The following is a 22,176-nucleotide window of genomic DNA, read 5'->3' as shown; positions in this document are numbered from 1 at the left end:
AGGTATCAACACCCTTTGTTCCCACGGCGCTTCAGCTTATCGAGGAGTACAAGTCTCAGTCCGCGAAGGAAGGCAAGAGAAGGAGGGCACAATGAACAGTTTGGACCATTACATGGCGTTGCCCTACACTGAGTACGCCGCTTGCGAGCAGGACTGTGATGGTGAGACGATCTGGTCGGCTTGGGTAGAAGAGCTGCCCGGTTGCGAGACGCATGCCGATACCAGGGAGGAGGCCCTCACCGACCTCCAAGACGCAAAGCGCGTCTACATCGAAGGACTCCTTGAGCGCGGCGTTTCTCCGCCTTTGCCCAGTTCCAGCGTGTGGGAAGTGACAGTGCCAGACACTCCCGCCTCGATCCGTATCGGCGAAGGAACGCGCGAGGGGGAAAATATCTGCTTCAGCTACCCTCCCGCGGCACCTCCGCTAGACAAGGCTGTCCCCGCCTAAGCCTTGACCGTGATCTCGTTCAGATCCCGGGTTGGCCAACGGCACACCTACGCGCGTGTGGAACCGCGTTCAATCGGCTCTTGCCTGTCCCCAGACAAAACGATGCGATAAGCTTGCATTATTATGCAGGAAGCTGTATCTAATTCCGCCTACGTAATAGGAACCCGGTGGATCAGAAGATCGGGATCGAGCGAATGAAGAAGGCAAACGCGAAGCGGGTCGCACTGGCGTACTCGGGCGGCCTCGACACCTCGGTGATGACCACCTGGCTACGGGAACACTACGGCTGCGAAGTCGTGGCGGCCGTCGTGGATGTGGGCCAGAAGGAGGACTTCGAGGTGATCCGCGACAAGGCGCTGGCGACGGGCGCGATCGCGTGCCGTGTGGTGGACCTCCGCGAGCGGTTCCTGACCGAATGCGCCTTCCCGGCGCTCAAGGCGGGGGCCGTGTACGAGGGCCGCTACCTGCTCGGGACATCGCTGGCCCGGCCGGTGATCGCGGCGGCGCAGGTCGAGGTTGCGCGGGCGTTCGACTGTGACGCCGTGGCGCACGGCTGCACCGGAAAGGGCAACGACCAGGTCCGGTTCGAACTCGCCTACCAGGCCCTGGCCCCCGATCTGACCGTCATCGCGCCGTGGCGCGAGTGGGAGATCACGTCGCGGGAAGACGCCTTCGCCTACGCCGCGGAGCGCAACATCCCCGTTCCGGGCAGCCCGAGGAAGCTGTACAGCATCGACCGCAATCTGTGGCACACGTCCTTCGAAGGCGGCATCCTCGAGGATCCGGGGGCGGCCGCGCCCGACGACCTGCGCGAGCTGACGGTCGCCCCGACCGAGGCGCCGGATACGCCTGAAGACGTCGTGATCACGTTCCGGCGGGGCGTTCCCGTCGGGCTGGACGGCGTACGGTTCGACCCGGTGGACCTGGTGGGCCGCCTCAACGAGCGGGTCGGAGCCCACGGCGTGGGGCGCGTCGACCTCGTGGAGAACCGGCTCGTGGGGATGAAGAGCCGCGGCGTGTACGAGACGCCGGCCGGGACGGTCCTGCTCGCGGCACTCGCGGACCTGGAGTCGATCACGCTCGACCGAGACACGGCGGGCTTCAAGCGAAGCGTGGCCGACCGGTACGCGGAACTGGTCTACCAGGGCCTGTGGTTCTCGCCGCTGCGCGGCGCCTTCGATGCATTCCTGGAGCAGGCGCACGAGACGTCGACCGGCGACGTCACGATGCGGCTCTTCAAGGGGCGGGCGACGGCGGTCGCGCGCACGTCTCCGTTCTCGCTGTACCGGGAAGATCTCGCCACGTTCGAGGAGGACTCCGTCTACGACCAGGCGGACGCGGGCGGGTTCGTCCGGCTATGGGGACTGCCCTCGAGCCTGGCCGCGCGAGTCCGGGCCCAGGCTTCCGTCGACGCCGGCACCGTCGGCGGCGTGGCCTCCGGGTCCTCCGGGGTGGGGGCGCACGCCCCGGCGACCCCGCCGAAGCGAGCCGGCCGTCCGCTGGCATCCACTCGCAGCTAGAAAAGCCCGTGGTAACCGGCCAGTGGCGTCCGAGGTAGACGGACCCGACGCGGGGACGCCCGGAGACGTTCTCTGGAGCGGACGCTTCGATGGCCCGCTCCATCCGGCGATTCACGAGTTCACCGGCTCGCTGCACTTCGACCGCCGGCTGGTCCGGCACGACCTCCTCGCCAGTCTCGCGCACGCGCGGATGCTGCGGGAGACGGGGATCCTGGACGAAGAGGACAGCGACCTCATCCTGTCCGGGCTGTCCCGGATGCTCACGGAGGTGGAGACCGGCCGGCTCGAGGTCGAGGGGCCCGACGAGGACGTGCACAGCTGGATCGAGCGCACGCTGGTCGAGCGCGTGGGCGAGGCCGGCAAGCGGCTCCACGCGGCCCGGAGCCGGAACGATCAGACTGCGGTCGCCCTGCGGCTGTACGTGCGCGAACGCCTCGAGGACGTCCTCGCCGGAGTGGCCGGGCTGCAGCGCGTGCTGACCGGGCAGGCGGCCACGCACCGGAAGACCTTCCTGCCCGGCTACACCCACCTGCAGCGGGGGCAGCCGGTCAGCCTCGCACACCACCTGCTGGCCCATGTGGCCGCGCTGCGCTCCGACGCGGAGCGGCTCAAGGCCGCGCATGACTCGGCGGGGGTATCGCCGCTCGGCGCGGGGGCGCTGGCCGGTTCCTCGTTCCCGATCGATCCGGAGCGCTGCACGGCCCTCCTCGGGCTCGACCGCACGTTCGCGAACAGCATGCACATCGTGGGCGACCGCGACTACGTGCTCGACGCGGCCTACGCGTGCGCGCTGCTCCTCGTGCACCTGTCCCGCTGGGCGGATGAGATCGTCCTCTGGTCCACGCGGGAGTTCGGCTTCATCGAACTGGACGACTCGGTGTCGCAGGGCAGTAGCATCATGCCGCAGAAGAAGAACCCGGAGGCCGCGGAGATCCTGCGCGGCAAGTCCGCGCGCGCGATCGGCAACGTGACGGCGCTGCTCGCGCTCATGAAGGGGCTTCCGCTCACCTTCAACAGCGACTTTCAGGAAGACAAGGAGCGGCTGTTCGACTCCCTCGACACCGCGGACTGGTCGCTCGCGGCCGCCATCGCGATCGCCCGCGGCGTGGTGTACCGGACAGATGCGATGGAGGCGGCGCTGGCCGGCGGCATGCTGACGGCGACCGAACTCGCCGACCACCTCGTCCGACGCGGCGTTCCGTTCCGCACCGCGCACCACCAGGTCGGCGAGGCGGTGCGGATCGCCGAGGAGGCGGGCGTGGAGTTGTGGGACCTGGAGCTCGAGACGCTGCGGACGTGCTGCCCCATGGCGCGGGACGACGTGCACGAGGTGTTGCGGCCGGAAGCCGCCGTCACCGCGCACGACTCGCCGGGCGGGCCGGCGCCCGGTCGCGTGCTGGAGCAACTGCAGACGGCGGACCGGGAGGTGACGGAGCTGGAGCGCTGGCTCGACGACCGCCCGGACTCGCCGATCCGCCGCGCCTATCTCGAGGAGCGACTCCTGGACGAGGTGCTCGCATGAGACCCATGCCCCGCAGAGCGCGCGAGCGCGCGATCCTGCGCATCATCGACGAACGGCCCATCCAGACCCAGACCGAACTCGTGGGCGCACTCGCGCGGGAGGGCGTCTCGACGACCCAGGCCACGCTGTCGCGGGACATTCAGCGCCTCGGAATCGTCAAGCTTCCCGGAGCCGCCGGCCCACGATACACCCGTCCCGGGCCCGAGAGTGCGCCGCCGAACGCTCGGCGCGTGCTGGCGACGGCCTTGAGCGAGTTCGCGCTGGAGGTCGGCCCGGGCGATGCGCTGCTTGCGATCCGTACGCTGAGCGGCTGCGCCAACGCCGTCGCGGTCGCGATCGATGAGTCGGGCATCGATGGTGTGGTCGCGACGGTCGCGGGAGACGATTCGATCATCGTGCTGTGCCGCGACGCCGGGACCCGGTCACGGCTCGCCACCGAGCTGAGGTCGCTGGCCGGTCTCTGAGCGGCGCTACTGCCTCACGCGCCCTCTTCCCGGCCGAACCCGAGCCGCGCGCAGCTCCGAAAGAGAGATCGGAGGCCCTCCCCACCCGACCCCGCGCACCATGGCGAGCATCGTGGAGCGCAACAGCGCGTACACCACGATCACGATGGCGAGTGGAAGGAGGAGGCCGGTCCACCAGGGGTAGGCGTCGTCCCGTAACACGGTCATCGCCTGCAGCCAGCCGACGAGCAGGCAGGCGGCGAAGACGGCGGCGGGCCCGATCTCGCCGGTCGCCCACAGCAGCGGCGCCATCACGATGGGAGCGATCGCAAGCCACAACAGCCCGGTGCCGACCACCAGCGCCTCCGAGAGACGGTAGTTCCGCACGGCGAAGAGGTTCTTCTCCGTCCCCCGAACGAAACCGCCGAGGGCATCGTACCAGGGGCACGCGATCATCGCTTCGCCGTTGACGAAGTCCGATCGCATGCCGGACATCTTCACGAGTTGACCCATCCGGAGATCCTCGTCCGGCCGGAGAGCGACGCTGCGGTGGCCTCCGATGGCGCGGTAGGAACCGGCGCGCATGAGCGTATAGCCGCCGACGCCCATGAATGCCGAGCTACGAGGGTCGCGGACCTTCCAGAGACGCATGGTGGCGGAGATGCAGAGGCGGAGGGCCATCGTGGAGGCCCGAAGCCAAGTGCCGCTCACCGCGACTCGGGGGGCCGCGCTGAGATGGTCGAGGCCTTCGCGGATGAGGTGCCGCACACCGAGCGCGAGGGCGTCCGGCGCGAAGCTGACGTCGCCATCGGTGAAGAGCAGGAGCTCCCCCGAGGCCGCGTCCGCACCCCGCTGGGCGGCGTGGTTCTTGCCGAACCAGCCGGCGGGAAGCTCCTTCACATCGAGCACCGTGAGCCGGGCGTCCTCGCCCGCCAGTCGCTCGGCGATCTCGCCGGTGCGGTCCTCGGAGCGGTCGTTGACGAAGATGACCTCGAAGTCCGGGTAACGGAGGGCGAGCAGCGACCGGAGAGCCTGCTCCACCGACGGTTCCTCGTTCCGGGCCGCCACGACCACGGAGAGGCGGGGAGGCGGGGGCTCGTCCACGCGGGGCGGCGCCACTTCGTCGAGCCGGAGAACCTTGAGCTCGCTGTAGATGACGATCAGCGCGACGCCCGCCCACACGACGAGCGTGACGGCCCGCGAGCGCGACCAGAGGCGTCACCGCGTGCCGCTGGTGATCGGCTGGCCCGGGTAGACGCCAGGCACGATCTCCGCGTCCCGCACCACCGCCGTCCCCTCGACGAGGACGTACATGACGCCCTCCGAGGGCGCCGCCGGATCCGCGTACGTCGAGCGGTCGATGATCGTCTCCGGATCGAACACGGTGAGGTCCGCGTCCGCGCCGGCCTGCACCCTCCCCTTCCGCGCCATGACCGGGGCGAACCCCTCCACTCGCTGGGCCGGCAGGATGGTCATCTTCGCGAGCGCGTCCATGAGGCTCAGCGCGCCGCGCTCGCGGACGTAGTGTCCGAGGACCCGCGAGTAGGTTCCGGCACCGCGCGGATGAATCGCGGCGTACAGGTAGGGGATCCCGTCGCTCGCCACGATGACGTCGGGCTGCGCCACGATCCACTCGTTCGTCTCCTCGTTCCTCCCGTGGATCACGACCCAGCCGCCCTGCTCCCGGTAGCGCCGGAAGCTCTCCGCGTTGAGCCGCTCCGGCGTCCCCGACCATTGCAGGCGGCCGTACTCCTCGTCGCTCAGACCCTCCCAGGAGTCGAACAGCGCGGACTCGATCCGCGTCGAGCCCGCCGTGTAGGGGTAGGACTCCGTCGTGATGTCGATCCCGCGCTCGCGGGCCCCGCGGATCATCTCCAGCGTCGTGCGCGCCATCTCGTCCGCGCTGGAGTTCATGTGGACGATGTGAAGCGAGGCCCCCGTCGCGAGCGCGTTCGCGATCACCTCCTGGAACGCTCCCAGCGTGCCGCCGGAGTTCTCGCCGCGGATGTGGACGTAGGCCGGGGCCCCCTGCGCGGCCGCGAGCTGGAAGGCGCGGTAGATCTCCGTCCGTGACGCACCCGGCGTGTACGTGATGCCGAAGCCGATTCCGAGTCCGCCCTCCTCCAGGCCGGAGGCCATGAGCCCGTTGAGTTCGAGGAGCTGGTCGTCGTCGAGCGCCCCGTAGACGGCCTCGGACTCGAAGGCGCTGGCTTCGCCCGGCGGCGTCATCGTGGAGTGGCCCACGTCCACGCCCGTGATCAGCTTCACGCGCGCGCCCGGGTGGCTAACGGTCGCTCCGAAGTGGATGGGCGCCGTCCCTTCGCGTGAGGCGACCCACTCGGCCACCGGATACACGCCGATCTCCATCTCGAGCGCCGTGGTCACGCCATCGAGCGCCTGCAGCTTCGCGCTCACGGTGTCCTGTCCGTGCGCGTGCAGGTCGACGAACCCGGGCGCCACCACGAGCCCGGCCGCCTCGATCGTGTCCCGGCCCGAGACGCCCCCCTCCGCGACGGCCGTGATCCGGCCATCGGTGACCGCCACGTCGCGGACGGCATCCAGCCGCGTTTCCGGATCCATGACCCGGCCGCCGAGGATGACGAGGTCCGCGACTTCTCCGGCCCCCGCGGCGCCCTCGCCGTTCTCGGGGGAAGCGCATGCCGCGAAAGCGAGGGTCGCCAGCCACGCGGTCCCCAGCCCACACGCCGTCCACCGGTCACCCTCCGTCCGCCGGCCACGGCCGACGCGGCTGTCGATCGTCATGCGACCACCTTTCCCGGGTTCATGAGGCCCTTCGGGTCGAGCGCTTCCTTGATGGCGCCCATGACATCGACCGCCTCTCCGTGCTGCGCCCTCAGATACGGGATCTTCCCGAAGCCGACCCCGTGCTCGCCGGTACACGTGCCGCCGACCGCGATCGCGTGCTCGATCATGCGCGTGTTCACCCGCTTCGCCCTCGCCATCTCTTCCTCGTCGTCGGGATCGATGATGAAGAGGACGTGGAAGTTGCCGTCCCCCGCGTGCGCGACGATCGGCGCCAGCAGGCCCTCGGCGTCGATGTCCTCGCGGGTCCTGAGCAGACACTCGGCCAGCGACGAGATCGGGACGCAGACATCCGTCGCCCACCCGCGGGAACCCGGCCGCAGCGCGAGCGAAGCGTAGTAGGCCTCGTGCCGCGCCGCCCACAGCCGCGACCGTTCCTCGGCCCGCGTGGCCCATGCGAAGTCCGTCCCGCCCAGCTCCTTCGCGATGAGCCCGACTTCCGCCGATTGCTCCTCGACCCCGGCCGCCGTCCCGTGGAACTCGAAGAAGAGCGTGGGCCGCACCGGATAGTCGAAGTCCGAGAAGCGGTTCACCGCGTCCATCTGCACGTCGTCGAGCAGTTCGACGCGCGCCACCGGCACGCCACTCTGGATCGTGTAGATCACGGCGTCCACGGCGTCGGTCAGCGTCGGGAAGGAGCACACCGCGGAGGCGATCGCCTCCGGGATCCCGTGCAGCCGCAGCAGGATCTCCGTGATGATCCCGAGCGTCCCCTCCGAACCCAGGAAGAGGCGGGTGAGGTCGTAGCCGGCGGAGGATTTTCGGGCCCGTCCGCCCGTCCGGATCACCGTGCCGTCCGCGCGCACGACCGTGAGCCCCAGCACGTTCTCGCGCATGGTGCCGTAGCGGACCGTGGTCGTCCCCGAAGCGCCCGTCGCGGCCATCCCCCCCAGGCTGGCGTCGGCGCCCGGATCGATGGGGAAGAAGAGCCCCGTTCCCTTCAGGTGCTGCTCAAGGCCCTTCCTCGTCATGCCCGCTTCGACGCGGCAGTCCATGTCCTCGGGGTTGAGTTCGATGAGGCGCGCGAGACCGCTCGTCGCGATCGTCACGCCGCCACGCAGCGCGGCGACATGCCCCTCCAGCGAGGTTCCGGCCCCGAACCCGATCACGGGGACATCGTGCGCGTCGCAGGCGCGTACGATCGCCGACACCTCCGCCGTGGACTCGGGAAAAACCACCGCGTCCGGCGGCTGGTTGGCGTGGAACGACTCGCCCTCGCCGTGTTGCCGGCGCATCGCTTCGCCGGTCGTGAACCGGTCGCCGAGCAGCCGTTCGAGTTCGCTCTCGAGCGCCGCCGGGAGAGCCGTCTGCGTCGACGGCGTAACTGTGCTCATGTCGGACGTTGCCCGCAGACCCCGTGGTTCGTCAAACGTTCCTGCGCGGGCCGGGGCCGGGGCGAGGTGTCTTGACCCGCGTGCGGCGGGTCCGGACTTTGCGCGCATGGACATGCGCGGAGTCATGCTGTTTCTGCATCTGATCGGGCTGGCGCTCTGGTTCGGCGTCACCTTCTCGCTCGCGATCCTCGGCGTCCGGGCCAACAAGACGGGCGACCGGAACGTGATCGCGTTCATCTACCGCGCCGGCCACCGGCTGCTCAGAGGGCCCGGGCTCGTCGGCATGCTGCTGACGACCATCGCGGGATTCGGGCTCGCGGGGCTGGGCGGTTACGGGGTCTTCCGGCTCACGCCGCACTGGCAGTTCCAGATGCAGGTGCTCGGCCTGATCGCCTTCGCGCTCGCGGTGGCGATCCAGATCCCCAACTCGGGAAGGCTCGCACGCGCGGCGGAGGCCTCCGCCAACGCCGGCGAGGACAGCGCTTCGTTCGTTCGCTTCCGGAAGACGAACGCGATCGTGGCCTCGATCAATGGCGCGCTGATCCTGATCGTGACGGTGCTGGGTACCATTCGGCCCATGTAGCCGGGCGCCCCGGCAAGTTCAGTCCGAGGGCGACTCCCCGCCGGAAGCCGCGAGCCGCGCGAAGTGGTTCGCGCGCCGGTACGCCCGTTCCGCGGCTTCCACGTTTCCGTGCAACTCCTCCGAGATTCCCTGGAAAGCGTGCGCCATGGAGTACGCGGAAGGGATGCTCGACCTCGACGATGGCTCGGGCCACACCTCCATCTCGAGGAGGTCGTCGACGAGATACACGTCCTCCAGCAGCGCGCCGGTCCGCGCCCGATCGTTCCAGGTGGGTACCCACGACGCGGCAACGTGCTCGCTCAGGTCGACCAGGGTCTCCGACGCCTCGAGCGGAGCGTCCACGAGCTTGAAGGCGAGTCCGTGGCGCACGAGGTGGGGCCGGAGCTGCCACTTGTCCCAGACCTGCCCGGCCGTGGCCGCGAAGTAGACCGGCCGGTCCCCCAGCGACTGTTGCGCGATCTGGAACACGCGGATGTCCCACGGCGACACGACGTCACCCCCGCGCACGGTCCCCGTGACCCAGTCCGAGAGCCGGTATGTCGAGTCTTCGGTGACCGGCAGCGGCCGCTGGAGGTCGTCGATTCCCGAGTCGGGCGGAGGGACGGCCGCACGCGTGGGCGTCGTCGCGTCCGCCTCCGCATATAGACTCGGCGCGGTCGTCGGATCGAACGGTCGCTGGCACACCCTCGTCGTCGGGGAATCCTCCGGGGACTCACCCGGCTCGCACGGCTTCGTCAACCGGCGAAGCTGCCGATGGTACCAGTCCGTCCCCAGATACGACTGAACGATGACGGTCACGTCGCGCCGGATTCCCTCCACCTCCTGCAGATACCACAGCGGGAAGGTGTCGTTGTCGCCGTACGTGAACAGGACGGCATACGGTTCGACGGACTGCAGCATGTTGTGCGCCCAGTTACGGGCCGCCCGCTCGTCGCTTCGGTCCGCGCGGGTGAAGTTGAATACGAGGGGGATGAGTCCGACGGCGAGGAGCGCGGCCGCTTTCCGGTGGCGGGCGCTGAAGCCCGGGGGCCGCTCCGGGGCGCCGGACGGCTCGGACGCGGTCCACCGCCCCCACAGCGAGACGAGTCCCAGCCCGGCGTAGATCCCCCACAACTGGAAGCCGATGATGAAGAAGTAGTCCCGTTCCCGAACCTCGTGCGCCGCGATACCGGGCGCCTCGTCCCAGTAGATCGAGTAGCCGTACCTGAAGTTGAGGTAGTAGACGAGCAGCAGCGTGACCGTGAAGAAGAGGGTGCCGGCATAGATGAACGTCTTCCGGTCGTTCCGCAGGTGGGTCCACAGGCCGACCAGGGCGAGGAAGAGGAAGAGGATGCTCGCGGCGAGGCGGGCACCCGGTGGCAGGGAGCGCGCCCACTGCCAGTCGAAGTACTGCCAGTAGTTGGCCATCTGCGCCGAGAGCGGCGCCTGGCGTTGCTCAATCGGGGGCGGGGCGTATTGGTCGCGAATGAGCGACAGCGCGAGCGGCTCGCACGCCACGGCGACCTTGCTCTTTCCGTAACGGTCGGTGATCCGCTTCGGGGTGACGGCCGAGACGAGCGTGGGACACTCCGGATCCGCCTCGTCGATGATCGGGTTCTGCGCCGACCGGATGGGGACGAAGAGGAGTTGCAGGGAGTAGCCGACCGCGAGCAGCGCGATCCCGAGCCCGAGGACGCGCGGATTCAGCGGAGCGCGCCAGCGGTGCAGGAGTACGAAGGCGGCGAGGGCCAGTCCCGGCAGCAACGACATGGTGTGGTTGGACCATCCCAGACCGAGCAGGAGCGCCATAAGGATGAGGAGCCGGTTGCCGCGGGAGGTGTCCGCCTCGGCCAGCCAGACCAGGGCCAGATAGCTCACCACGGCGACGATGAACATCGAGAGGGGATAGACCTTCTCGTTCAGGTTCGATTGGGTCCACACCGTGAAGGCGGTGGCCCCGATCCAGACGGCGACGATCGAGGCCACCAGCACTTCGCGCCGGTCCTGGCGGAAGCGGGCGACGATGCGCGCGACGGTCAGGAACCAGAAGAAGCTGGCCCCCGCGGACAGGGTGGCGCCGAGCGCATTGATCCTCAGCGCGACGGGGAGCCCGGTGAACCCGAGCAGCAGGTCCCACACGCGGCCGACGATGACGAAGAACGGGTTCCCCGGGGGGTGGGGGAGTCCGACGATGTGTGCGGTGGTCACGTACTCCGACGTGTCCCAGAAGCCGACCGTCGGCGCGAGCGTGAGCAGGTAGAGGGTCCAGACGATGAGCGCCGTCAGCAGCCCCCATGCGCGCAGCGTCAGGGGGCCGATCTTCTCGCACTCGATTCCGGTCATCCGCTCGCTCCCGGGACGCTCCGGAGGCCGGCCCCCGGCTTCAGTTGCGGGGCACTCCGAGGCCGGCGAGCAGGCCGAAGTGGTCCGCGCGCAGGTAGGCCTGCTCGGCGGCTTCCTCGTCCCCCAGGTGTTCCTCCGTCATCCCCTGCAGGTAGTACGCGAGGTAGTACTGGGCCGGAATGCTCGACGCCGTGGAGGGCTCGGGCCACTCCTCCCAGTCGAGCACGCCTTCGACCCGGAACACGTTCCAGAGCAGTGCCTCCGTCCGCGCCCGGTCGTTCCAGGTCGGCGACACCGTGTTCGGCATGTACTCGCGCAGGTCGACGAGATCTCCGGAGGCATCGAGCGGGGCGTCCACGAGCTTGAACGCGAGCCCGTGCCGGACCAGGTGCGGCTGGAACCCCCACTTTCCGTACACGGGCGGAGCGGTGGCCGCGAAGTAGACCGGCCGGTCGCCCAGCGCCTGCTGCGAGATGTGGAACACCAGGATGTCGGGGTAGAGGATCGTCTCGCCGCCCCGCACCGTCCCGGTGACCCAGCTCGAGAGGCGGAACGCCGTGTCCCGGGCGACCGCGAAGCCCGCCCCGACCCCGTCGATCTGCGCGTCACTCAGCGCGATGATCGAACGCGAGGGCGGGGTCGCGTCCATGTCAGCGTAGGGGCTCGCCGCGTTCTCCCCGTCGAACGGCCGCTGGCACACGATCGTCGTCGGTGAGTCCTCCGGCGACTGCCCCGGCTCGCACGGTGTCGTCAGAGCCCGCAACTGCTTCGGGTACCAGTTCGTGCCGAGATAGGAGTGAACGATCACGGTCACGTCGCGCCGGATCCCCTCGACCTCCTGCAGATACCAGAGCGGGAAGGTGTCGTTGTCCCCGTTGGTGAACAGCACCGCGTACGGTTCGACGGACTGGAGGATGTTGTACGCCCAGTCGCGGGCCGCGCTGTCCCCCGTCCGATCGGCGCGGGAGTAGTTGAAGAAGAGGGGGATGAGGGCGACCGCGAGGAGCGGCGCCGCCTTCCGGTGCCGCGGCCCGAACCCGGCCGGCCGCTCGTCCGGCTCCGCAGTGCGGTATCTTCGCGTCGGATCCGGTCGCCCGCGCGGAGTCCACTGCCCCCACAGCGCCACGAGTCCCAGCCCGGCGTAGAGGCCCCACATCTGGAAACCGATGATATAGAAGTAGTCCCGCTCCCGGACCTCGTGCTCGAAGACGTTCGGCACCTCCTCCACGTAGAGGGAGTAGCCGTACTTGAAGTTTAGGTAGTAGACGAGGAGCAGAGTGACCGTGAACAGCAGCGTCCCCGCGTAGACGAACGTCTTCCGGTCGCTCCGGAAGTGGGTCCACAGGCCGACCAGGGCGAGGAAGAGGAAGAGCATGCTCGCGGCCAGACGCCCGCCCGGGGGCAGCGACCGCGCCCATTGCCAGTCGAAGTACTGCCAGTAGTTCGCGTACTGCGCCGTCAGCGGAGCCTGACGTTGCGTGACCGGACCGGGGCCGTACTGGTCGCGGATCAGCGACAGCGCGAGCGGCTCGCAGGCCACGGAGAGCTTGCGGTTTCCGAACCGGTCGTCGATGCGCCTGGGCGTGATCGCCGACACGACACTCGGGCACTCCGGATCCGCCTCGTCGATGATCGGGTTCTGCGCCGACCGGATCGGGACGAAAAGGAGTTGCACGGAATAGCCGATCGCGAACAGCAGGACCCCGAGCCCCAGGACCTGCGGATTCAGCGCGGCCCGCCAGCGGTGGAGGAGCACGAAGACCGCGAGCGCCGGCCCCGGCAGAAGAGACATGGTGTGGTTCGACCACCCCAGACCGAGCACGAGCGCGATGAGGAGCAGCAGGCGGTTCCCGCGCGCGGTGTCCGCCTCGTCCATCCAGAGCATCGCCAGATAGCTAACGAGCGAGACAACGAAGAGGGAGAGCGTGTAGACCTTCTCGTTCAGGTTCGACTGGGTCCAAACGGTGAAGGCGGTCGCGCCGATCCACACCGCGACCATCGCCGCGATGAGCACCTCGTGCCGGTTCTCGCGAAAGTGCGCGACCATGCGCGCCACGGCGAGGAAGGAGAAGAAGCTCGCCCCCGCCGAGAGGGTGGCGCTGAGGATGTTGATCCGCAGCGCGACCGGGAGTCCGGTGAACTCGAGGAGCAGCGTCCACGCGCGTCCGACCACGACGAAGCCCGGATTCCCCGGCGGGTGCGGGAGCCCCAGGATGTGCGCCGTGGTCACGTACTCCGAGGTGTCCCAGAACCCCGTCGTAGGCGCGATCGTGAGCAGGTAGAGAGCCCACACGGCGAGCGCCGTCAGCAGCGCCCACAGGCGGAGCGTCAGCGGGCCGATCTTTTCGCGCTCGATGCCGTTCATCACGCCCCTGCTACGCCCCCTGGGTCAGGAAGTTCGCGTGGAAGCTGCCGCCAGGGGTACCGGACATCCGAGGCGGTTCAACCGCGGGCCGAAACTAGCCCTCGGTGGGGGTGGGAGCGAGCCGTCGCGCGGCCCGTCAGAAACCGGAGCGATCGAGCGGCCAGAGCTGTACGCGCTCGATGCCGAAATCGTCGGATACGCTGCCGAGAATGTAGTCCTCGCCGATCTCGCGGACACTCAGATCCGGGGGCAGCTCCATGAGGCCGAGCACCCGGCCCTCGGGATCGAAAACCGTCCACGGGGGAGGGGATGCGCCGGGCAACTGGTAGTCCTCGACCCAGAGATGCCCCCGGGAGTCGGTCAGAACCCGGCCGAACGCGGGGAAGGTCTCGAGCAGCGGCATGTCCTCGAGTTCGGCGCGCGCTCTCGCCCGCTGCTGCTCGGTGCGGTCCTCGTACAGCTCGTCGAGATGGGCGTCGCTTTCGGCCCGGGTCGGACTCCGAACGTCGTGCTCCCGGCGCACGATCCTCGTCAGTGCGCCGTCCGCCGTAAAGGCCCGGATTTCGTAGAGATCGTTCGAGCCGATGACGATCAGATCCCCCCAGACTTGAGCGATGGCGGAGTGGCGGAAAGGCTGTGGGTACACGGCCATGCCTCCGCCTTCGGCGAATATGTACCACTCCGACGCCGGATACGTCCCGAGCGCCACATGCAAGCTGCCGTCCGGCGACGCGATCGCGTATTCGACTTCTCTGCGAACCATTCCGGTCCCCATGGTCCCGGCCTCGAAGGCGGGTATGGTACCCAGGCACATCTTTCCGTCAGGCATCACGCCGAACAGGCGGTAGTAGGGATCCCCCAGCACAATAGTGCGGCCGTGCGCTCCATGGGCGTCGAAGACCGAGACCCTTCTCGCATACAGGTCCGACGCCGCGATGGAATCTCCGGGCCAGGGCCCGACGTTCCAGGGAGCGGCGAAGTCGCCGAACTCGCCCGGTCCTTCGCCCCGGCCTCCCCACGATGCGAGGTGGGTGCCTGACGCGTCGAACACGCGCAGTTCGCCGGATCCCGCGTTGGCGACGACGATCCTGCCGTCCGGTAGTTTCGCGGCGTCCCTGACCTGATACAGCTCGTACGCCGGGTTTCCCTCGAGGGCGCCGATGGAGAGAATCGGGGCTTCGCCGATGAGCCAGCCGAGGCGAGTCTCCGATGCGGGTTCCTGGTTATCGACGATCGTGATGCCCGCGCTGTCGCGCGCGGCGGACTCAAGTCCGAGCGTCCGCCGCCGGTGCTCTCGCAGGCGATGGCGACGACGGCGGCGGCCAGGATGGACACTCCCGTCAGAGCAGTAGTCCTCATTACGGTGATCCTCACTCGATGCGGTCGAGCGACCAAAGCTGCACGTACTCGATCTGCAATTCGTCGTACGCGGCGCCGAGAATGTAGTCGGGGCCGATTTCAAACACTCGCAGGCCGGGCGGAGTCTCCAGGAAACCAAGCACTCGGCCCGCAGGGTCGAACACGGTCCAGAGACGACCCGTTTCGCCAAGCTGACGGTACTCCTCGACCCAGAGGTACTCCAGGTCGTCCACACGGGATGGTGTTGAACGCCGGGAACGCCTCCGTGAGAGCCATGTCGGCCACTGCGGCCAACGCGGCGGAGCGTTCCTCGCCGGACAGGTTCTCGTATCGCCGGGCGTGGTATGCGTCGAGGTCCGCGCGGGTGGGGCGCCGAGCGTCGTGCTCGCGTCGCACGATCCGCGTCAGCCCGCCGTCCGTGGCGTAGGCGCGGATGTCATAGCGGTCGTTGGCGCCGATCACGACCCGGTCTCCCCACACGGCGTAGATCGGCGAGCGGCTGAAGGGGTGCGGACGGACGGACATGTTCTCCGCACTGGCGGACCATTCCGCGCCCGGATGCGCGCCCAGCGTCGAATGTGCGCTGCCATCCGCCTCGACGATCCCGTATTCGAGGTCTATGCGAGCCACTCCGTCCGGGAACTCGCCGCCGGTATACCGAAAACTCGAAACCGTCCCGACGAACAGCTTCCCTTCGGGCAGCACTCCGATCAGGCGCCAGTAGGGATCGGGCAACGAAGACGTGCGACCGTGTTCTCCATCGGCGTCGAAGACGGAGAACCTTCTGGCATAGGTGTCCGACGCCGAGATGGAATCGCCGGGCCAGGGCCCGACTCCGGAGGGACCGCCGCGGCCGCATTCCCCCGGCCCCTCTCCCTCGCCTCCCCATGAGCCCAGGTGGATGCCGGCTTCGTCAAACATCCGCACTTCCGCGGAACCCGCGTTCGCGACGACGATCCGTCCGTCCGGGAGCCGGATCGCATCCGCAACCCGGAAGAGTTCGTACGCGGGGTCGCCCTCGACGGCGCCGATCGAGAGCGTGGGCTCCGCACCTATCCGCCATCCGAGCCGCGTGCCCGCCGCGGGCCTCTCGTTCTCGACGATGGTCACGCCCGCGCTGTCCCGCGCGACCGACTGAAGATCCGCGTTCGCTCCCTGTACGCTGCCGTATGCAGCGAGAGAGGCCGTCGTCGCGAACAGCCCGCCGGGCACCAAGTTCCGCATGCTCGCCTCCAACTCCCGGGCCAATCCCCAGGCCCGGCTAAATCCATCTCCGTTACGACCCGTCCTCCCGCCTCGTTGGTTGCCTCGGCTGCCCCAGTCGCGCGCCGGTCAGCCGACGGGCACGATACGGGCCCGGATCACGTAGGGCACGTCGAGTTCGTCCGTCATGATCAGCCAGACGAGATCGCCTCGCACGACCGGGGTGACCCGCTCAAAGAGGTTGAGGCCGGGCCCAAGGCTGGCCGTGCCGAGATAGGACACGTCCCTCGAGTAGACATCGAACAGGATCCCATCGCCGTTGGAAGGGGGTCCGGATCCACAGGTTGCCCTCGGCTGATTCGAAGATGTCCTCGACGGCAGGCTTGGTGGTGGGGACCCGGGACCAGTCCCATTCACCCACGCCCATGTTCGAGAGCATCTGCCTCATCGAGTCGATGACGGAATCGCGTTCCACGGCAGGGACGGGGACGGCGGGTCGACGGGTCTCGACCAGGAGCGTCGTGTCACCGCCCGGCTGCCACCGCTTGATGCGGTATTCGGGATCTCCGGGCCGGGTGGACCACACCGCGCCTCGCGGATCGAGGTAGCGGACCTCGTGCGGGTAGAACGGGATCGAGTACATCATGTAGCCGCCGCCGGACTCCTGGTAGAAAGCGCCGGGCTGACTCTCGGGATCGTACTCTTCGTCTTGCGGACGATTGCTCGGCAACGGCAGCGAGTCGACCAGCGTCATCGTCAGATTGTAGACGCGAAGCAGCCTCCGGTTCCCTGACGCCCACGATGGCCGGTAGATGCGGCTCCCATCCACCATCGCGCCGTTCCAGACCCAGTTGAAGTTGGCGTCGGCGAACGGGAAGGACTCCACGAACCCCTCTTCGGGATCGAAGACCGACATCCTCCCGTTGCGGGTATCCGGGACCCAAAGCCGCCCATCGTGATCCAGCATGAGACCGTTCGCGTCCACGAACTCGCCGGGTCCCTGCCCCTCGCGGCCGTGGGTCGCGATGTGAGCGCCATCGGGACCGAAGACGCGGAGTTCCTGCGCCTGCGAATCGAGGACGGCGAAGCGCCCATCGTCCAGCACGACAAGACCCTTCAGGTATGCGAACGCGTCCGGCCCGTCGCCCTCCACGGAACCGACGCGAAGTTCTTCGACCAGTGTCCACGTGGGGGAGACCTCCGCCGCCGGCACGGTAGTGACGCGGACGGTGCCCGAGGGCAACGTGTCGCGAACCGTCGTCCAGTCGCTCTCCGAAGCGGGGCCGGCGCAACCGGCCAGGGTCGCCAAGGCGGCGAGGGTTGCCGAGACCTCCGTGAGCGGAGTCGTTCGGATCTCCTTCATGTCTCAACGCCCCTCGGAAGGGCTCGCGAGTGCTGCCGGGAGGGAGTAGAGGGACACGTACTCGATGTCGAGTTCGTCGGTTTCCGTCGCGATCAGGTGCCGCCGGCCGACGCGGGTGAGGTTGGCGCTCGGAGGGAGCGCAAGACGGCCCATGAGGCGTCCTGCGCCGTCGAACGCGAGCCACCGTTCCCCTTCGGGATCGCCGGGGCGGGGCATCTCCCGTACCCACATGCCTCCGTCCGGGCTGGTGCGAAGTCCGGACACGGTTCCGAACTGCTCGGCGGCGGGTGTCGCGTCGAAGCGGCGCAGGGCCGATTGCCGCTGTTCCTCCGGCACCCGGCGCCTCATGGCCTCGCGGGCCGCGGCCACATGCGCCTCCGTGACTGTGCGGTCGCGTCCGGTCCAGCGAATCAGCCGGGTCAGCCGCCCCGCGAGATCCAGGACGCGGACCTCGTACGCATCCCCCAGCGTCAGCGCGATGCCGTCCTGCAGGGCGCGGGCTCCGGCCAGTCCCTCGAAGTGCCGGTCGACACGGACGGTCTCGCCGCCGATTTCGACCGGCCCGAGGTTCCAGCCGGGCACGTTGAAGATGGTATCCCGGAGGGCTCCGGACTCGTCGTAGCGCATTCCGATGAGCGGCGACCAGGTGAACTCGTCCGATCTGGTCATCACGAGGCTCTGGACGAGTACGCTCCCGTCCCGGAATCGCCCTCCGGGCAGCGGGGCGGCCGGGAGCGGGCGCATCGGGCTCACCGAGAGGAAGCCCCCGCCCGCGGTCCAGTAGGCGAGCCGCCGATTCCGCCAGTCATAGATGACGAGGGAATCCGCCCCCGCCTTCCAGACGCTCTGCGGGAGCCCGAATTCGCGCGGCCCCTCGCCCAGAGACCCGAAAAAAGCCCGAAGTGTGCCGTCGGCGGCGAAGATGCGAATGAGGGGCTCGATCTGGCTCACGACGACGACGGAGCCGTCCTCCAGTTCCAGGGCGTCCACCACCCGGAACATCTGAACCTGGGGCGGACCGTCCTGCCGGCCCAGCCGCAGGCGGGGCTCCGCCTGCAGCGCCAACTCGGGGATCTCCCCGCGATTCTCGACGATTTCGACCCCCGCGCTGTCGCGCACGGAAATGTCCTGGGGCCGACCGCCGGACGAGACGTCGCACCCGAGGGACAGGACGGCGGCGGCCAGGGGCGCGATCGCACGGACGGTGTTCATGGGTGCCTCCTACTCCGGGATCCGGGTGAAGCGGACGCGTGCGGCTCGCCACACGTCGAGAGAGTCGCGTGTCGTGCCGTAGAGCGTCGTCTCGGTGACCCAGGGAGATCCGAGGTGGGTGACGCTGCGCGGCCACCGGTATCGCGCCACCAGCGCGCCCGCCCGGTAGACATCGGCCTCACGCATCTCCTGTCCGTCGACACCCGTCTTCTCCACCCACAGCCGGCCTGCCCGATCGAAGAAGAGTTCGGCGAGAACCGGCTTGCGATCGGGGATCCCCCATGGGTGCTCTCGCAGATCGAATCTCTCCTTCTCCCGGTCGATCTGGGCCTGCGCGCGGCGGCGCTCGTCCGCGGTCAACTCCGGTCCCCGGAGCGGAACTTCGATCGATGACGTACTTCCGTCGGGATGGTGAAGCGTGACCGCGTAGGCGGAACTGACCGCCGTGGCCCACCAGCCTCCCGGCCCGTGCCCGTGCATCCACAGCGGACCGAAGGGCTGGTAGAGGAAGAATGAGGCGGCCTGATCCCCCACCATGATATCGACCGGGCTGAAGCCGGTGGCCTGCTCCTCGGCCGTCGACACCGGGACCGTATCCACGGCCGTGCCCGGACCCAGGTGGAAGCGCGTGAACCGGGTGTCGCCGGCCGCCATCCCGAGATCGACGAGCCGACCCTCCGCATCGAAGGTCACCGGCGCGATCAGATTGAAGGAGGCGTTGATGCTCCTGAGGCCGCGCACGTATTCCGCACCCTCGTCTTCGAGCCTGAACGCGCTGTAGCGGATGCTCTCCCGCACCCACAGGAGGCCATCGGGCCCGAACGTCATGCAGCAGGGATTCGTCATCTCGCCGGGCCCCTCCCCCTGGCCGCCGAAGCGGAAGGCGAAGCGGCCGTCCGGCTCGAACACCCGCACCTCGTGGGTCTGATAGTCCGCGACGATCATCCGCCCGCGGTCGTCTTCCACGACGGAGCCGATGGTCGTGAACAGGTAGGGATCCTCCCCCTCGACCTCGCCGACCTCGAGGTCGATCGACCCTTCCCAGACCGGGACCTCCGGCGGCGCGGGGGAACTACCGTTCGCACACGCCGCAACTCCCAGGAACAGCGCGATCCCGACCGGAGTTCCGGGCTTCACGAGCCGGAACGATCGAGGGACCAGGACTCCACGTACTCGATGTCGAGTTCGTCCTCCCGCGTGCCGAGGATGTAGTCCTCGCCGATCTCCTGGACGGCGAAGCTGCCCGGCATCTCGAAGAGGCCCAGGGCGCGACCCTCCGGATCGAACACGGTCCATAGCCGGTCCGCGTCCCCGGGCAGCCGGTATTCCTCGACCCAGAGGTAACCCAACCGGTCGACGAGCACCCGGGCGAAGGCGGGGAATGCCTCGACGAGCGGCATGTCGGCAACCGCGTCGAGCACCTCGGGCCGGTCGGGGTTCTGCCGGGCCACGTAGTCGCGCAGGTCGGCCCGGGTCGGTGGGCGGACCTCGTGGTCGCGGCGGACGATCCTCGCCAGCGACCCGTCCGTCCGATAGGCGCGGATCTCATAGCGATCGCTGGTGCTCATCACGACAAGATCCCCCCACACGAACGCGAACGCGCGGCGTTCGAACGGATAGCGGCGGGGACGTGGCCCGTTCGCCGTGTTGACGACGTACAGTTCCGATCCGGGGAACACGCCCAGGTCCCGGTGTACGCTCCCGTCCGCCTCCAGAATCCCGTACTCCCGATCCGGACGCGTGAGCTCCGAAGTGCCCGGCGTGCCGCCCGAGTACGTCGTCAGCGTTTGGGCCAGGACCCTTCCGTCCGGGAGCGGGCCGATCACCGACTCGTAGCCGCTTTGCGGCTGCAGCCTGAGGGCGCGACCGAACGCTCCACGCCCGGAGAAGATGGAGATCCGGCGCTGGAACGGCTCCCTGGCCATCAGCGAATCGCCCGGCCACCGCTCCACGCGCGTCGGAGCCATGATGCCGAATTCGCCCGGACCATCGCCCTGGCCTCCCCACGATTCGAGATGGACGCCTTCGGAGTCGAAGATGCGGAGTTCGCCGGAGCCCGTATTGGCGACCACGATCCGCCCGTCGGAAAGCCTCATCGCGTCGCCGACCCGGAAGAGTTCGTACGCGGGATCGCCCTCCGTCGTCCCGATCGTCACGGCCGGCGCCGACCCGACTCGCCACTCCAGCCGCGACTCCGGAAGCGGGCGCCCATTCTCGACGATCATGACTCCGGCGCTGTCGCGGACGACGCTTCGCAGCCCTCCAGCGCCGTCCGGGCCGCCCGCGCACGCCACAAGGAGGACGCCACAGAGGACACCGGTGAGGACCGTCGGCAGGAACCCGGGAATCCGCATCGTTCGGGGCGTTCGGATGGTCATGACCCGTCCTTCTCCAGGGAATAGAGGCGGACGTATTCGACGCCTTGGGCGTCGCTCCACACGCCGAGCAGGTAGTCGTCGCCGATTTCCAGACCCGGGGCGAAGTCCGGGATGAAGCCTCGTTCCAACCCGGCCGGCACGGAGACGCTGCCCAGCCACGTGCCGGCGGCGGCGAAGACCTCGAAGGGCCCGACCTCTATCCCGGCGCCGAAGAACGGCTCCACCCAGAGATTCCCCAGCGCGTCCAGGCGGATGGAGCGCAGGATGGGTAGCGTCGGGGCCCTGGGGTCCTCGCGCCGGCTCAGCGCCATCTCCTCCGCCTGCGCGCGCGAGACGCCGCCGTATGTGACGTTCGACTCGATGTACGCCTCGATCTCGGCATCGACGTGGGCGCTCGTGACGGGAATCGGTGCGATGTCGCGACGGAGGATTCGAGCGGTGCTGCCCTCCCTGAGGGAGATCGACCGTACATCGAACGCCCCCGTATCGACGGCGGCGAGCGTCCCGGGAGCGACGGCGAACCGTGGGCCCTTTCCGAAGTCGTAACCGATGTGCGCGACGCTTTCGCCGGAGCGCCGTATCACTCCCTCTTGACCGGGGAAATCCGACACCGCGTGAATCGTGCCGTCCGAGAGGTCGAGGGTCCCGATCCTGATCCCCGGCCATCTCACGACGCCCTCCACCTCCGGCCAGGCGCCACCGTAGGCACCGTCCGTGAAGTTCATGACCAGTTGGCGCCCCGATACTCCCACAGCCGATCGAGGTCGAGATTCGCGCCAGGGTGGCTCCACCCGGATTGTCCGGGCGAGTTCACCGTCCGCAGCGAAGATCTGCACGCGCCAAAGCCGGTTGTCGTAGGAAACGAGGGAGTCGCCCGCGAGCACGCCCAGGAAAGACAGGGAACGGTGTTCGCCCGGCCCTTCGCCCTCACCGGCCGCGCGCCACACGAAGGTCCCGTCCCGGTCGTAGCGGCGAAGTTCGCCGGACCCTCCGTCTGCGAGGACGATGTCTCCCGTACTCAGGCGCACCGCCCCCACGACTTCATAGAGCTGGTAGTCGGGATCTCCGATGGCCGTCCCGACCTCGAGCAGCGGCTGCTCGCCCACGGTCCAGCCCTCGTCTGGTCCCCACAGCGCCTCGACAGCGGTGGCGATCGCCACTCCGGCCGAATCCGAGTGCAGCGTGCCGGCCTGCTCCCCCGCCAAACCGCGGGCTTGCAGAGCCGACACGGCCAGGAGTGGAAGTAGGCTACCTGAGCGGACCCAACGCATCAGGAGACAACCGCGGCAGGCGTGACCCAT

Annotated in this window: 18 protein-coding genes; 5 read left to right on the top strand and 13 right to left on the bottom strand. The window is 68.7% G+C overall.

Annotated elements, in window-relative coordinates; genetic code table 11:
* Nucleotides 1-91: 91 nt before the first annotated feature.
* The 4 genes from ACOQPP_RS15300 to ACOQPP_RS15285 all read left to right on the top strand — a co-directional run bounded on the left by ACOQPP_RS15300 (nt 92) and on the right by ACOQPP_RS15285 (nt 3,954).
* Nucleotides 92-448, top strand: coding sequence for a type II toxin-antitoxin system HicB family antitoxin (locus ACOQPP_RS15300; protein WP_420636840.1), 357 nt, complete (start codon nt 92-94; stop codon nt 446-448).
* A 194-nt stretch (nt 449-642) separates the two neighbouring features.
* Nucleotides 643-1,968 (top strand): argininosuccinate synthase, encoded by a 1,326-nt coding sequence (locus ACOQPP_RS15295; protein ID WP_419167811.1) that lies wholly within the window; start codon nt 643-645, stop codon nt 1,966-1,968.
* Between the two features lie 22 nt (nt 1,969-1,990).
* Nucleotides 1,991-3,490: an argininosuccinate lyase gene (gene argH, locus ACOQPP_RS15290; RefSeq protein WP_419167812.1), complete on the top strand. Its 1,500-nt coding sequence runs from the start codon at nt 1,991-1,993 to the stop codon at nt 3,488-3,490.
* A complete protein-coding gene (locus tag ACOQPP_RS15285) occupies nt 3,487-3,954 on the top strand; it encodes an arginine repressor (protein WP_419167813.1) in 468 nt (155 codons plus the stop codon). Before argH ends, ACOQPP_RS15285 begins: the two co-directional genes overlap by 4 nt.
* A gap of 6 nt (nt 3,955-3,960) precedes the next feature.
* Here ACOQPP_RS15285 and ACOQPP_RS15280 read toward each other — a convergent pair whose 3' ends face one another.
* From ACOQPP_RS15280 to ACOQPP_RS15270, 3 genes are read right to left on the bottom strand one after another with little or no spacing between them, the layout of a single operon-like run.
* The gene (locus tag ACOQPP_RS15280; protein ID WP_420636839.1) at nt 3,961-5,115 is read right to left on the bottom strand and encodes a glycosyltransferase; all 1,155 of its coding nucleotides are present in this window, start codon (nt 5,113-5,115) and stop codon (nt 3,961-3,963) included.
* A 36-nt stretch (nt 5,116-5,151) separates the two neighbouring features.
* Nucleotides 5,152-6,696 carry an amidohydrolase family protein gene (locus ACOQPP_RS15275; protein WP_420636838.1) on the bottom strand — a complete coding sequence of 515 codons (1,545 nt, stop codon included), beginning with the start codon at nt 6,694-6,696 and terminating at the stop codon, nt 5,152-5,154.
* Nucleotides 6,693-8,090 carry an FAD-linked oxidase C-terminal domain-containing protein gene (locus ACOQPP_RS15270; protein WP_419167816.1) on the bottom strand — a complete coding sequence of 466 codons (1,398 nt, stop codon included), beginning with the start codon at nt 8,088-8,090 and terminating at the stop codon, nt 6,693-6,695. The genes ACOQPP_RS15275 and ACOQPP_RS15270 overlap by 4 nt, the downstream gene beginning before the upstream one ends.
* A 106-nt stretch (nt 8,091-8,196) precedes the next feature.
* Here ACOQPP_RS15270 and ACOQPP_RS15265 point away from each other — a divergent pair, with 106 nt between their 5' ends.
* Nucleotides 8,197-8,673 (top strand): DUF2269 family protein, encoded by a 477-nt coding sequence (locus ACOQPP_RS15265; protein ID WP_420636837.1) that lies wholly within the window; start codon nt 8,197-8,199, stop codon nt 8,671-8,673.
* Nucleotides 8,674-8,691: 18 nt separating this feature from the next.
* On the opposite strand, the gene ACOQPP_RS15260 is transcribed toward ACOQPP_RS15265, so the two are convergent.
* From ACOQPP_RS15260 to ACOQPP_RS15215, 10 genes are all read right to left on the bottom strand, one after another.
* Entirely contained in the window at nt 8,692-10,995 is a 2,304-nt protein-coding gene (locus tag ACOQPP_RS15260) for a DUF2723 domain-containing protein (RefSeq protein WP_419167818.1), read from the bottom strand.
* A gap of 40 nt (nt 10,996-11,035) precedes the next feature.
* Complete coding sequence (locus ACOQPP_RS15255) at nt 11,036-13,360, bottom strand: DUF2723 domain-containing protein (RefSeq protein WP_419168002.1); 2,325 nt, start codon at nt 13,358-13,360, stop codon at nt 11,036-11,038.
* A gap of 136 nt (nt 13,361-13,496) precedes the next feature.
* A complete protein-coding gene (locus tag ACOQPP_RS15250; RefSeq protein WP_420636836.1) occupies nt 13,497-14,411 on the bottom strand; it encodes a hypothetical protein in 915 nt (304 codons plus the stop codon).
* Between the two features lie 407 nt (nt 14,412-14,818).
* Nucleotides 14,819-15,943 (bottom strand): hypothetical protein, encoded by a 1,125-nt coding sequence (locus ACOQPP_RS15245; protein WP_419167820.1) that lies wholly within the window; start codon nt 15,941-15,943, stop codon nt 14,819-14,821.
* A 108-nt stretch (nt 15,944-16,051) separates the two neighbouring features.
* The gene (locus tag ACOQPP_RS15240) at nt 16,052-16,204 is read right to left on the bottom strand and encodes a hypothetical protein (RefSeq protein ID WP_419167821.1); all 153 of its coding nucleotides are present in this window, start codon (nt 16,202-16,204) and stop codon (nt 16,052-16,054) included.
* Nucleotides 16,155-17,285 carry a 6-bladed beta-propeller gene (locus ACOQPP_RS15235; RefSeq protein ID WP_419167822.1) on the bottom strand — a complete coding sequence of 377 codons (1,131 nt, stop codon included), beginning with the start codon at nt 17,283-17,285 and terminating at the stop codon, nt 16,155-16,157. Before ACOQPP_RS15235 ends, ACOQPP_RS15240 begins: the two co-directional genes overlap by 50 nt.
* 3 nt (nt 17,286-17,288) lie before the next feature.
* On the bottom strand, nt 17,289-18,497 hold the full coding sequence (locus ACOQPP_RS15230; RefSeq protein WP_419167823.1) for a hypothetical protein: 1,209 nt from the start codon (nt 18,495-18,497) through the stop codon (nt 17,289-17,291).
* A 9-nt stretch (nt 18,498-18,506) separates the two neighbouring features.
* Nucleotides 18,507-19,634, bottom strand: a complete 1,128-nt coding sequence (locus ACOQPP_RS15225; RefSeq protein WP_419167824.1) for a 6-bladed beta-propeller — start codon at nt 19,632-19,634, stop codon at nt 18,507-18,509.
* Complete coding sequence (locus tag ACOQPP_RS15220; RefSeq protein ID WP_419167825.1) at nt 19,631-20,875, bottom strand: hypothetical protein; 1,245 nt, start codon at nt 20,873-20,875, stop codon at nt 19,631-19,633. The genes ACOQPP_RS15225 and ACOQPP_RS15220 overlap by 4 nt, the downstream gene beginning before the upstream one ends.
* Nucleotides 20,872-22,035: a hypothetical protein gene (locus tag ACOQPP_RS15215; RefSeq protein ID WP_420636835.1), complete on the bottom strand. Its 1,164-nt coding sequence runs from the start codon at nt 22,033-22,035 to the stop codon at nt 20,872-20,874. Before ACOQPP_RS15215 ends, ACOQPP_RS15220 begins: the two co-directional genes overlap by 4 nt.
* Nucleotides 22,036-22,176: the final 141 nt, after the last annotated feature.

The sequence above is a fragment of the Candidatus Palauibacter sp. genome (assembly GCF_965222475.1).
In the GTDB taxonomy this organism is placed as follows: Bacteria; Gemmatimonadota; Gemmatimonadetes; order Palauibacterales; family Palauibacteraceae; genus Palauibacter.
The sequence above is the reverse complement of the archived record's forward strand: the minus strand, read 5'-3'. Positions and strand labels throughout refer to the sequence as shown.